Genomic DNA, 11,940 nt, shown 5'->3' with positions numbered 1-11,940 from the left:
TTAGCCGTCCACGCAGCCAATCACGGCGGCACTAGGGTTCGATCGGGCGCTCGCTCTTGCCCGTCGGCAACCGGCGGTGAGAGCCGATCCGCGCATTCACCTCCGCGATGAAGGCCTGGACGGCCGGGCTCCGCTTCTCCCCCTTCCGGAAGGCCAGGGAAATCCTGCGACGGATCTCGGGCTCGACCTTGCAGACCCAGACGTCCTCAAGGTCGTAGCTGGCGCGAAGACCCGGCAGAATCGAGATTCCGTAGCCTTCCCGAATGAGCGCTATCGTCACCTCGAAGCCCTTGCAGCGGGCGACGATGTTGGGCGTGAAGCCGGCCTCCTGGCAGGCGTCGGTGATCATGCGGTTATAAGCCGAGGAGGCCGTATCGAGTGCCCAGCGCTCATTGCGCAACTGGTGCAGCATGACAGTCGGGTGTTCGGCCAGCGGATGGGTCTGGGAAACCATCACGTTGAAGACGTCCTCCATCAGCGGGATCGTCTCGATGTTCGGGTCGATGGCGCCGGACGGCACATTGAGGTCGTCGATGATTGCGATGTCCGTCTGCCAGCTACGAAGGGCAGCAAGGCTCTCGGCCGGCTCCATCTCGTCGAACTGCACCGTCAGGTGTGGATGAAGACAGTGCAGTCCCTGGATCGCGCTTGCCACCACCGCCGCCGCGACAGACGGAAAGGCCGCCACGCGCAGTTCGCCGGCAATGACCTTCTTCAATTCCGCAATATCGGCACGCGCCGATTCCAGTTCGATGAGGATTCGCTCTGCACGCTCGACGAGTTGCTTTCCGGCAGGCGTCAGCTCGACGCCGCGCCCGCGCCGCTCGATGAGATCGATACCCACTTCCTGTTCAAGCAGCGCGATCTGCTGCGAGACGGCGGACGGCGACACGTAAAGCGCCTCGGCAACTGCCGCCATGGTCTTGCGGATCGATAGTTCGCGCAGGGCGCGCAAGCGGGCAAGGTCCATTCTTTCCTCCTGGTGTTGGATATGAATGATTAGCAAATCAGAACGCATGTGCAAATATTATTAACTTTTTCTGGATCGAAGCCCTCGCTAGCCTTTCTCCAAGCACCATTCCGCGGAGACAGGCCATGACCGAACAAACAAATGCCCACTTCAACACGTCCGTGCACGAGCGCGATCCGATCGTCGCCCAGGCGCTCGACAATGAACGCGCCCGCCAACAGAACCAGATCGAGCTGATCGCTTCGGAAAACATCGTCAGCCGCGCGGTTCTCGACGCGCTCGGCCACGAGATGACCAACAAGACGCTTGAGGGGTATCCGGGCAACCGCTTCCACGGCGGCGGCCAGTTCGTCGACGTCGTCGAGCAGGCGGCGATCGACCGCGCCAAGGAACTCTTCGGCTGCGCCTATGCCAATGTCCAGCCGCATTCGGGCACCCAGGCGAACCTCGCCGTCTTCTTCCTCTTGATGAAGCCGGGCGAAAAGGTACTGTCGCTCGATCTCGCCGCCGGCGGCCACCTCTCGCACGGCATGAAGGGCAACCTTTCCGGCCGCTGGTTCGAGGCGCACAACTACAATGTAAATTCGCAGAACGAAGTCATCGACTACGACGAGATGGAGCGCATCGCGGAAGAGGTCCGTCCGAAGCTCCTGATCACCGGCGGTTCGGCCTATCCGCGCGAGCTCGACTTCGAACGCATGGCGAAGATCGCGAAGAAAGTCGGCGCCTATTTCATGGTCGACATGGCGCATATTGCCGGGCTCGTCGCCGGCGGGGCCCACCCCTCGCCCTTCCCGCACGCGGATATCGTCACCTGCACGACCACGAAGACGCTTCGCGGCCCTCGCGGCGGCCTCATCCTCACCAACAACGAGGAATGGTTCAAGAAGCTGCAGGCGGCCGTCTTCCCCGGCGTACAGGGCTCGCTGCACAGCAACGTACTTGCAGCCAAGGCGATCTGCCTGGGTGAAGCGCTGCACGACGATTTCAAGACCTATGCGCATCAGGTGAAGGCGAACGCGAGGGTGCTTGCCGAAACGCTGGCAGATCGCGGCGTCCGCATCGTTTCCGGCGGCACCGACACGCATATCGTGCTGCTCGACCTCTCCAGCAAGGGTCTGAACGGCAAGCAGGTCGAAGACGTCCTCGCACGTGCCAACATCACCTCGAACAAGAACCCGATCCCGGGCGACAGCCCGCGTCCCCCAGAATGGGTCGGCATGCGTCTCGGCACCTCGGCTGCGACGACGCGCGGACTGAAGGAAGAGGAATTCAAGGCGCTGGGCAACGCCATCGCCGACCTCATCGAGGCGGAAGCTGCCGGCAAGGCGAATGACGTCGTCGAGGGTGCGAAGGCGACGGTGGCGAGGCTCACGGCAGCCTTCCCGGTCTATGTCCACTAGGTAAGTCCTCTCACGAAGCGAAGGTGCGCCGCCTCCTGCTCGGCGCGCCTTCCGGCCCCTGGCGGGCATCGAATGACGCGAAAGGGGATACCATGGGAATGGACAGGATCACGGATAGCGCGATCATCGACGGCAAGACGTTCGCCGCCAGCTTGCTTGAAAATGTTGCCGAGAAAGTTGCCCGTCTGAAAGACACGAACGACGCCGTGCCTGGCCTGGCCGTGGTCCTCGTCGGCAGCGACCCCGCCAGTGCGGTCTATGTGGGCTCGAAACACCGCCAGACGATTGCGGCCGGCATGAATTCCTTCAAATACGAGCTCGCGGCCGACACGCCGCAGAACGAGCTGATGGCACTGATCGACCGACTGAACGTCGATCCTGCCGTGCACGGCATCCTCGTGCAACTGCCGCTGCCCGCCCATCTCGATGCCAATGCTATCATTCAAGGCATCAACCCCGACAAGGACGTCGACGGTTTCCACATTTCCAATGCCGGCCGCCTTTCCACCGGCCAACCAGCGCTGGTGCCCTGCACGCCGCTTGGCTGCCTCATGCTGCTGAAGGACCGGCTCGGCGGCAACCTTGCCGGCCTCCACGCGGTGGTGATCGGTAAGTCCAACATCGTCGGCAAGCCGATGGCGCAGCTTCTGCTTTCCGAAAATTGCACCGTGACCATCGCCCATTCGCGCACGCGGAACACGCCGGAACTTTGTCGCGCCGCCGATATCCTCGTCGTCGCGGTCGGCCGTCCGGGCCTCGTGCGTGGCGACTGGATCAAGCCGGGGGCCGTGGTCATCGATGTCGGCATCAACCGCGTGGAGATCGACGGCAAGTCGCGCATCGTCGGCGACGTCGCCTTCGACGAAGCCCGCCATGCCGGCGCGATCACACCCGTCCCGGGTGGTGTCGGCCCCATGACGATCGCGTGCCTGCTTTCCAATACGCTGACAGCCTTTTGCCGCCAGCATTCCGTCATTATCGACTGATCGACCCGAAAGGATCGCCTATGTCCGCTTTTTCCAAGCGCTATGCCCTGCGCGTCGCCTGCCCCTCCATCCGGGGCGTGACCGCTGCTATCGCGACCTACCTTTCGGCCAACGGCTGCAACATCTCCGACAGCGCCCAGTTCGACGACAAGAGCACCGGCCGCTACTTCATGCGTATCAGTTTCCAATCCGAGGAAGGCCATACGCTGGACGAATTGCGCGACGGCTTTGCCGAGATCGCCGCGACCTATGCAGCAGAGGCCGAGTTCTTCGACGAAACGGCAAAGCGCAGGGTCGTCCTCATGGTCTCGCGCTTCGGCCACTGCCTCAACGACCTCCTCTATCGCTGGCGCATCGGCGCGCTTCCGATCGATATCGTCGGCGTTATCTCCAATCATTTCGACTATCAGAAGGTCGTCGTGAATCACGATATCCCCTTCCATCACATCAAGGTGACGAAGGAGAACAAGTCGGAAGCCGAAACCGAGCAGATGCGCATTGTCGAGGAGACCGGCGCCGAGCTCATCGTGCTCGCCCGCTACATGCAGGTCCTCTCCGACGAGATGTGTAAGAAGATGTCCGGCCGGATCATCAACATCCACCACTCCTTCCTGCCGTCCTTCAAGGGCGCCAATCCCTACAAGCAGGCGTTCGAGCGCGGCGTGAAGCTGATCGGCGCGACCTCGCATTACGTGACCACCGACCTCGACGAAGGCCCGATCATCGAACAGGATATCGTGCGTGTGACCCACGCACAGTCAGCAGATGATTACGTCAGCCTCGGCCGCGACGTCGAAAGCCAGGTGCTCGCCCGTGCCATCCACGCCCATATTCATGGCCGCGTGTTCATCAATGGCAACAAGACCATCGTCTTCCCGCCATCGCCGGGATCATTCGTATCGGAACGCATGGGCTAAGCCCGTTTTTAGATAAACTCCCGCTACACGTTCGAGTGCTCCATGAAAGTCATTGTTCTCGGCGCCGGCATTGTCGGTGTCACGTCGGCCTACCAGCTTGCCAAGGCGGGGCACGAGGTCACGGTCATCGACCGCCAGCCCGGCCCGGCTCTGGAAACCAGCTTCGCCAATGCCGGCGAGGTCTCCTTCGGCTATTGCTCGCCCTGGGCGGCGCCCGGCATTCCCATGAAGGCGATGAAGTGGCTGTTCATGCAGCATGCGCCGCTGATCCTGCGCCCCAGGGTCGACATGGCCATGCTCTCGTGGATGACGCAGATGCTGCGCAACTGCACTTCCGCCCGCTATGCGCTCAACAAGAGCCGCATGCTGCGCCTTGCCGACTACAGCCGCACCTCGCTTGCGGCGCTACGCGAGGAGACCGGTGTTTCCTACGACGAGCGCATGCAGGGCACGCTGCAGCTCTTTCGCACCGAAGCCCAACTCGACGCCTCCGCCAAGGACGTAAAGGCGCTCGCCGCCGATGGCATTCCCTATGAGGTGCTGGATCCCAAAGGCTGCATCCGCGTCGAGCCGGCACTGAAGCATGTGCGCGAAAAGATCGTCGGCGGCCTGCTGACGCCGAAGGACGAGACCGGCGACTGTTTCAAGTTCTCCAATGCGCTGGCGGCCAAGGCGGAGGCGCTGGGCGTGCGCTTCAACTATGGCAGCATCATCCGCGGCCTTGACGTCGAAGGCGGCCGTGTGACCGGCGTCATCACCGCGCATGGCAAGCTGGAGGCCGATGCCGTGGTTGTGGCACTCGGCAGCTTCTCGCCGCTGCTCGTGCGGCCGCACGGCATTCGTCTGCCAGTCTATCCGGTCAAGGGCTACTCGCTAACAATTCCGATCACCGACGCCTCCCGCGCGCCCGAATCGACCGTGATGGACGAGACCTACAAGATCGCAATCACGCGGCTCGGCGACCGCATCCGCGTCGGAGGCATGGCGGAGATCTCCGGCTACACCAACGACCTCGGTGAGCCGCGCCGTCTCACCCTCCAGCACTCCGTCACCGACCTCTTCCCTGGCGGAGATGTGTCGAAGGCGAGCTTCTGGTCCGGCCTTCGCCCGATGACACCGGATGGCACGCCCGTCATCGGCCCGACCAAGGTCGCCGGCCTCTATCTCAATACCGGCCACGGTACACTCGGCTGGACGATGAGTTCCGGCTCCGCCCGCGTCATCGCCGATCTTGTGTCCGACAAAAAGCCCGAGATCGACGCCACCGACCTCGCCGTCGCACGATACGCCTGAGCGGCCCAACAGGAGACATGTACATGCTCGAAAACATCGACACGACCAACGCCCCCGGCGCCGTAGGCCCGTTCTCCCAAGCGATCAAAGTCGGTAACCTGCTGTTCGTCTCGGGCCAGTTGCCGATCGATCCGGCAACGGGCGAGTTCAACTCGGACGACGCGATCGCGCAGGCCGACCAGTGCCTCAAGAACATCGCCGCCATCGCAGCCGCCGCGGGCACTGGCCTTGCCAACACCGTCAAGACGACCGTTCTCCTGACCGACCTCGGCAAGTTCACCGAGATCAACAAGGTCTATGCCGGCTTCTTCGCCCAGCCGTTTCCTGCCCGAGCCTGCTACGAGGTAAGAGCCCTGCCGAAAGGGGCCAAGGTCGAGATCGAGGCTGTCATCGCCATTCCCTAGAGATTTGCAAACCGTCGCAAATGGTGCATGCCACGCCTCCTCCCAAGACAGGAACACAACATGGTCATCCAACTTCCCGACAGTCCAGCCCGTGCCGATTTGCTCGCGGCTCGCCCGACGCTCTGGACCAATCCCAACTATAAGGACAATGCGATCGGGAACACCTCTCTTCCCGTGCGGCCATCGGATGTTGACGAGGCCCATGCAAACTGGCGGAGACTGGCCCCCCTGCTCGAGACCTGTTTTCCTGAATTGAAGGCCACCAAAGGCGAGATCCGCTCCGATCTCGTGTTGTTGGACAAAATGCGCTCCGCACTCGGCTACGCCAGCGCCGATTTCGGCACCATCTTTGTCAAGGCAGACAACGCCCTTCCGGTCGCCGGTTCGATCAAAGCGCGTGGTGGCGTCTACGAAGTCTTTCTCTTCGCCGAGCAACTGGCGATACGGGAGGGCCTTCTGAAGGAAGGAGAGGATATTTGCCGCCTTGCCGCACCTGACGCGAGAGCCTTCTTTTCCGGCTACACCATCGCCGTCGGCAGCACCGGAAATCTCGGGCTCAGTGTCGGCATTGCATCCCGCGCGCTCGGGTTCAACGCGACGGTTCACATGTCTTCGGACGCCAAGCCTTGGAAGGTCGAGAGGCTGACCAAGCTCGGTGTCCTGGTCGTCAAGCACTCCGCGGACTATACGACCGCGGTAGAAAATGCCCGCATCGCGGCTGAAAGCGACCCGATGGTGTATTTCGTCGACGATGAGCAATCGAGGCACCTTTTCCTGGGCTACAGCGTCGCGGCGCGTGAACTCGCAGACCAGCTTGTGGCACACGGTATCGTCGTGGACACCGAACATCCCCTGTTCCTTTACCTTCCATGTGGTATCGGCGGCGCACCGGGCGGCGTGGCCTATGGCGCAAAAAAGGTCTTCGGGGACAATGTCCACTGCTTCTTCGTGGAGCCGGTTCAATCACCCTGTGCACTCGTTCATCTCATGAGCGGTTCCGAAGACCTTGTCTCCGTATATGACGTCGGCCTCACGAACCGGACGGAGGCAGACGGTATGGCGGTAGCCCGGATGTCCGCTTTTGTTGCCACGGTCATGCGTGAGATGTTGGCGGGCGTGTTTACCGTCGATGACGCCTCACTGTTCGGGTGGCTTCTGAAAGCGCACGAGAGCCAGAACCTGCGCCTCGAACCTTCGGCCGCCGCGGGCTTTGCCGGTCCGGACTTCATTGTACGACATCCTCAGGGTGAAGAATTCTGCGAGCGCCAGCAGATCAGCGATCACCTTGCCCAAGCAACGCACATCGTTTGGACGACCGGCGGATCCTTTGTGCCGGAGGATCAGTTTCGGGCATTTCTTCACACCGCGAAAGACCTGGAAAACGCGGTCGGTTAGCGGGATATGAGTGCTGGGGGGAACCGAGCGAGGCCGGCCCGACATCCACCCCGCGACACTTTGGAGGTCGGTCGAGCGCTGCCGCCAGTTTCGGCGTAACCTTGATTCATACCCCGACGCTTGATGGGGATCGAACCAATGATCCCACAACTTGTTGCGATGTTCGCCGTTGTCGCTCCAATCTGAGCCGGCATGCGGCCTTGTTCGGACGGAGCGGCGGTTTTAGCCGCGCCCAGACTGGAGGCATTGACCGCAGAGACGATGACAGTTCGGCGCCGATGGAGCAACATCGCCGGCCCTAGACCTCCACTCTGTCGCCCGTCGCGCGGTCGAAGAGGTGCAGCTTGTCGGTCGCGAGATAAACGCTGACAGTCTCCCCGACGAGATGATCGGCGTTGTCCGACGTGCGGGCGACGATCCGTCCCTCCGCGGTCGCGAGGAACCAGAGCTTTTCGTGCCCGAGATTTTCGACGCCCTCAACAGTGCCGGCGATGGACGGCCCGTCGCCCGCACCGAGGCGGACATGCTCCGGGCGGATGCCGACGGTCAGCGCTGTTGGAAGATGACGAGCGCCCGGCAGGCTCAATCCGCCGATACGGATGCTGTCGCCCTCTGCCCGGCCATCGAAAAAATTCATCGGCGGCGAGCCGATAAACTTGGCGACGAAGAGATTGGCCGGGCGGTGATAGACCTCTTCCGGCGTGCCGAACTGCATGAGGTTCGAACGGCCCGCCTGCTTCAGGGGGGCCAGCACCGCGATACGGTCGCCCATCGTCATCGCCTCGACCTGGTCGTGCGTGACATAGATCATGGTTGAGCCGAGTTCGCGGTGCAGCTTGCTCAGCTCGTAGCGCATGGCGGCGCGGAATTCAGCGTCGAGATTGGAGAGCGGCTCGTCAAACAGGAAGACGGCGGGCTTTCGCACGATGGCGCGGGCGAGCGCCACACGCTGGCGCTGGCCGCCGGAAAGCGCGCCCGGCCGCTTGTGCAGATGGTCCTGCAGGCCGACCATACGTGCCACATCCGCAACGCTCGCCGCGATCGTCACCTTCGCCTCGCCGCGCAGCCGCATGCCGAAGGAGATGTTGTCGGCGACCGACATATGCGGAAACAGCGCGTAGTTCTGGAACACCATGGCGACGTCGCGCCTGGCCGGATCGACCTCGTTGACGATACGGTCGCCGATGGAGACGCGGCCGGAGCGGCCCTCCTCCAGCCCAGCGATCAGGCGCAGGGTCGTCGACTTGCCGCAGCCGGACGGCCCGACGAAGACGACAAACTCGCCGGACTTGATATCGAGATCGAGATTGCGGACGACATCGACCGAGCCGTAGGAGATATCGATGCCCTGGAGGGAGACAGCGGACATGGTTTTCGTTTCCTTGATTGACCGGTGGGTGTTGCGGCTTACTTGACCGCGCCGAGGCTGAGCCCCTGGACGATGCGGCGCTGGGCGAGGATGGCGAACAGCGCCATCGGCAGGATGATGATGATGGACGCGGCCGACATCGCGCCCCAGTCGATGGAGGCGTAGCCACGGAAACCGGCAACGGCGAGCGTCACGGTCTGCGCCTTCTCGAAGGTGAGCGCGAGCGCAATGGTCAGTTCGTTCCACATCTTGATGCTGTTGAGGATGACCGTGGCGGCGATGCCGGGTGCAGCGATCGGCACGTAGATCGTCCAGATGATGCGCCACGTCCCCGCCCCTTCGAGGCGGGCGGCTTCGGCCAGCGCTTCCGGAATATCCGCAAAGAAGGCGCGCAGCAGCCAGATCGTGAAGGGCAGCGTGAAGACCTGGTAGATCAGCGCCAGCCCGATCACCGTGTCGTAGAGACCGATACTCTGGAAGAGCACGTACATCGGCACGATGAACAGGAACTCCGGCAACATGTAGGAAATCAAAAGCCAGATCAGGATCGTCTTTCGCCCCGGCACATGCCGCTTGTTGAGATAGTAGGCTGCAGGAATGCCCGCGGCGAGCGCCAGCACATTGCCGATGGCACAGACGATCAGGCTGTTGAAGAACGCGCCGGAAAAACCTGTTGCGGACCAAGCGCGGCCGAAATTCTCCCAGACCGGCGAGAAAAACCAGACCGGCGGCATGGCGAAGGCATCGACGCGCGTCTTGAGTGCGATCGTCAGAATCCAGAAGATAGGGAAGACCGATACGGCAACGGCCGCAACGGCAACCGCATAGGGCCAGAACCCGCGGCGCAAAGACCTCGAAGCACTCATGCCTTTTCTCCGTCGTCGGTATCGATCACCAGATAGATGATGCAAAGGGTGAGGATGATGAGCGAGAAGACCACCGCGATCGCCGCCGACTCCCCGAACTTGTAGGATTTGAAGGCCGTCTGGTAGGCGAGCGTCTGCACGCTTTCCGTCGCCCGGAGCGGGCCGCCGCCGGTCGTGCCGAAGATGATGTCGAAGACCTTCAGCGTATCGATGGTGCGGAAGATGATGACGGTGATCAGCACCGGCTTCAGCATCGGCAGCGTAACGTGGCGAAAGGTCTGAAAGGGTGTCGCGCCCTCGAGCCGGGCCGCCTCGAACGGTTCGGCAGGCAGGCTTTTCAGCGCCGAGGACAGGATGATGAAGGTGAAGGCCGTCTGCCACCAAGTATCGATCATGATGATCGAGGGCATGGCGGTCGGCACCGTGCCAAGCCAGGCCGGACCAGTAATGCCGACGAGCGACAGCAGGTAATTGACGATACCGAGCGTCGGATCGAGCATGACCTTCCAGATCAGCGAGACCGCAATGCCCGACACCATCAGCGGCAGGATCATCAGCGTGCGGATGAGGCCGGCGCCGATGCGCACTCGGTTGATGGCGAGCGCCAGGCCGAGGCCGAGCAGCGTTTCGATCACCACGGCGAAGATCGCGAAATAGAAGGTGTTGAACAGCGCCTTCGGGAAGCCGCTGCCGGACAGGATACGCTGGAAATTCCTGAGCCCGACGAACTTCGCCTCGGAACCCCAGTTCCACTGCTGTAGCGAGAGATAGCCGGAATAGACGATCGGATAGAGCGTTCCCGCGGCAAGCAGCAGCAAGGCCGGCGCAATCAGCCAACGGATATGTTTGTCTCGGCGCATGGTCGATACGATCCTGCTTTTGGAAGAGATGGGGCCGGACATGCCGGCCCCGCGGGAAACGGCCTATTCGAGCGTGTCCTGAACATTCGTCTGGAGTTCCGCCACCGCATCCTCAGGCGCAGTGCCCTGGTAGATCTGGTGGATGGCGTCGACGATCAGCAGAACGACGTCGTTCCAGCCCTGGCGAAAGACGGATGTGGGACGCGTGTGCTGCATCTGGGCCTTCACCGCCGCGACATAGCCGGCATCGAGCGCCTTGACGTAGTCGGCATCAGCCCAGGACGAGTCACGCGGCGCGCCACCGGTCGCGACACCGAGGGCCGCGGTCATCTTCTTGTTCGTCGCCCACTGCACGAAGAGCCAGGCCGCATCCTTCTTGCCGGAATTCTTGGCAATCGAGATGCCCCAGGACCAATGGCCGCTATAGCCGATGTCCCCGGTGGAGGCGGGCAGCGGCGCATAACCGACCTTGCCGGCGATCGCCGAGTTCTTCGCATCCTCGAAACCCGGGCCGAAGACCGAAGCATCGACGAAGAAGGCGGCGTTGCCCTGCGAGAAGAAGCGGCTTGCATCTTCCCAGCCATAGGAAAGCGCACTTGGCGGGCCTGCCTTCAGGAGGCCGGCATAGTAGGAAAGCCCCTTGGCGATGCGCGGATCATTGAAGCGCGGCTTCGACCAGTCGCCGTCGAACCAGATGTTGTAGGGAAGGTTCGCCGGTTCGTTGCCCCATGCGTCGAGCACGATACCGGTCATGGTATCGACCAGCTCGGCCGAACGCTTGCCACGCATCGAAGCGCCGAAGACTTTGCCTTCGCCCTTGGCACTGATTTCGCCCGCGGCCGTGATCAGCTCGTCCATCGTCGCCGGCACCTTGCCGCCGAGGTACTTTTCGACCAGTTCCTTGTTGTAGAACAGCGTATAGGCCTCGAAGGAGATCGGGATCGCATAGAGCTGTGGATTGGCTTCACCGACCGGGAAGGATGCACCGGCGCGGAACCCTTCCGGATAATCGCCAAGGTTATAGTCCGCATCCGTCTTGGCGGCGTCCTCGAGATAGGGTGTCAGCGGCTCCACCACGCCGGCTTCCCATTGCGTATAGAGTGCCGAGTCCATCTGGATCATATAGACGTCAGCGACCGATTCCGCCGAGCGAACGGCGAGGTTCATGCGATCCGAATAGAGATCTTCGGCAAAGGCATCGATCTTGGCCTTGATACCGGTCTCCGCCTCGAACTCTCCGACATGCTTGCGCAGCTCGGCCGTCCACGGATGCTCGCTCAGAAGCACCGTGATTTCCTGGCCGGACTGCTGCTTCCAGTCCACCGCGAATGCGCTGGTGGACAGGGCGAAAGCCGTGAACGCGGCTGACAGCGTGATGAATCCCCTTCGTTTCATAAGTCTGCTCCCAGTTGGTTTTGGTGACACGCAGTAAGTTGTTCACTTGACAACTTGTTACTACATGTTAAAGACCAGCTAA

11 protein-coding genes are annotated in these 11,940 nt (G+C 62.1%); 6 read left to right on the top strand and 5 right to left on the bottom strand.

Translation table 11 applies throughout. The features are described from left to right. Positions 1-31: 31 nt before the first annotated feature. Positions 32-970, bottom strand: coding sequence for a LysR family transcriptional regulator (locus AC1RT2_RS25400; RefSeq protein WP_493106425.1), 939 nt, complete (start codon positions 968-970; stop codon positions 32-34). A gap of 125 nt (positions 971-1,095) precedes the next feature. Here AC1RT2_RS25400 and AC1RT2_RS25395 point away from each other — a divergent pair, with 125 nt between their 5' ends. From AC1RT2_RS25395 to dsdA, 6 genes are all read left to right on the top strand, one after another. Beyond that, positions 1,096-2,373, top strand: a complete 1,278-nt coding sequence (locus AC1RT2_RS25395; protein ID WP_493106423.1) for a 2-methylserine hydroxymethyltransferase — start codon at positions 1,096-1,098, stop codon at positions 2,371-2,373. Between the two features lie 92 nt (positions 2,374-2,465). Then, complete coding sequence (gene folD, locus AC1RT2_RS25390) at positions 2,466-3,359, top strand: bifunctional methylenetetrahydrofolate dehydrogenase/methenyltetrahydrofolate cyclohydrolase FolD (protein WP_493106421.1); 894 nt, start codon at positions 2,466-2,468, stop codon at positions 3,357-3,359. A 20-nt stretch (positions 3,360-3,379) separates the two neighbouring features. Beyond that, positions 3,380-4,276: a formyltetrahydrofolate deformylase gene (gene purU, locus AC1RT2_RS25385; RefSeq protein WP_493106419.1), complete on the top strand. Its 897-nt coding sequence runs from the start codon at positions 3,380-3,382 to the stop codon at positions 4,274-4,276. Positions 4,277-4,318: 42 nt separating this feature from the next. After that, entirely contained in the window at positions 4,319-5,569 is a 1,251-nt protein-coding gene (locus tag AC1RT2_RS25380; RefSeq protein ID WP_493106417.1) for a D-amino acid dehydrogenase, read from the top strand. 23 nt (positions 5,570-5,592) lie between these two features. Continuing rightward, the gene (locus AC1RT2_RS25375) at positions 5,593-5,973 is read left to right on the top strand and encodes a Rid family detoxifying hydrolase (RefSeq protein ID WP_493106514.1); all 381 of its coding nucleotides are present in this window, start codon (positions 5,593-5,595) and stop codon (positions 5,971-5,973) included. A gap of 60 nt (positions 5,974-6,033) precedes the next feature. Continuing rightward, positions 6,034-7,368 carry a D-serine ammonia-lyase gene (gene dsdA / locus AC1RT2_RS25370; protein ID WP_493106415.1) on the top strand — a complete coding sequence of 445 codons (1,335 nt, stop codon included), beginning with the start codon at positions 6,034-6,036 and terminating at the stop codon, positions 7,366-7,368. Between the two features lie 298 nt (positions 7,369-7,666). Here the strand turns inward: dsdA and AC1RT2_RS25365 are convergent, their stop codons facing one another. The 4 genes from AC1RT2_RS25365 to AC1RT2_RS25350 all read right to left on the bottom strand — a co-directional run bounded on the left by AC1RT2_RS25365 (position 7,667) and on the right by AC1RT2_RS25350 (position 11,858). After that, complete coding sequence (locus AC1RT2_RS25365; RefSeq protein ID WP_493106413.1) at positions 7,667-8,737, bottom strand: ABC transporter ATP-binding protein; 1,071 nt, start codon at positions 8,735-8,737, stop codon at positions 7,667-7,669. A 38-nt stretch (positions 8,738-8,775) separates the two neighbouring features. After that, positions 8,776-9,603 (bottom strand): carbohydrate ABC transporter permease, encoded by an 828-nt coding sequence (locus tag AC1RT2_RS25360; RefSeq protein WP_493106411.1) that lies wholly within the window; start codon positions 9,601-9,603, stop codon positions 8,776-8,778. Next, complete coding sequence (locus AC1RT2_RS25355; RefSeq protein WP_493106409.1) at positions 9,600-10,463, bottom strand: carbohydrate ABC transporter permease; 864 nt, start codon at positions 10,461-10,463, stop codon at positions 9,600-9,602. The genes AC1RT2_RS25360 and AC1RT2_RS25355 overlap by 4 nt, the downstream gene beginning before the upstream one ends. 63 nt (positions 10,464-10,526) lie before the next feature. Beyond that, entirely contained in the window at positions 10,527-11,858 is a 1,332-nt protein-coding gene (locus AC1RT2_RS25350) for an ABC transporter substrate-binding protein (protein ID WP_493106407.1), read from the bottom strand. Positions 11,859-11,940 lie beyond the last annotated feature (82 nt).

Source organism: Shinella sp. GW821-FHT11G07 (genome assembly GCF_058808115.1).
Note: the sequence above shows the minus strand (reverse complement) of the source record. Positions and strands in the feature narration are given on the sequence as shown.

Excerpts from the sequence above, each read along its gene's own strand:
- AC1RT2_RS25400 (WP_493106425.1), bottom strand. The coding sequence starts at position 970 with ATGGACCTTGCCCGCTTGCGCGCCCTGCGCGAACTATCGATCCGCAAG.
- AC1RT2_RS25395 (WP_493106423.1), top strand. The coding sequence starts at position 1,096 with ATGACCGAACAAACAAATGCCCACTTCAACACGTCCGTGCACGAGCGC.
- folD (WP_493106421.1), top strand. The coding sequence starts at position 2,466 with ATGGGAATGGACAGGATCACGGATAGCGCGATCATCGACGGCAAGACG.
- purU (WP_493106419.1), top strand. The coding sequence starts at position 3,380 with ATGTCCGCTTTTTCCAAGCGCTATGCCCTGCGCGTCGCCTGCCCCTCC.
- AC1RT2_RS25380 (WP_493106417.1), top strand. The coding sequence starts at position 4,319 with ATGAAAGTCATTGTTCTCGGCGCCGGCATTGTCGGTGTCACGTCGGCC.
- AC1RT2_RS25375 (WP_493106514.1), top strand. The coding sequence starts at position 5,593 with ATGCTCGAAAACATCGACACGACCAACGCCCCCGGCGCCGTAGGCCCG.
- dsdA (WP_493106415.1), top strand. The coding sequence starts at position 6,034 with ATGGTCATCCAACTTCCCGACAGTCCAGCCCGTGCCGATTTGCTCGCG.
- AC1RT2_RS25365 (WP_493106413.1), bottom strand. The coding sequence starts at position 8,737 with ATGTCCGCTGTCTCCCTCCAGGGCATCGATATCTCCTACGGCTCGGTC.
- AC1RT2_RS25360 (WP_493106411.1), bottom strand. The coding sequence starts at position 9,603 with ATGAGTGCTTCGAGGTCTTTGCGCCGCGGGTTCTGGCCCTATGCGGTT.
- AC1RT2_RS25355 (WP_493106409.1), bottom strand. The coding sequence starts at position 10,463 with ATGCGCCGAGACAAACATATCCGTTGGCTGATTGCGCCGGCCTTGCTG.
- AC1RT2_RS25350 (WP_493106407.1), bottom strand. The coding sequence starts at position 11,858 with ATGAAACGAAGGGGATTCATCACGCTGTCAGCCGCGTTCACGGCTTTC.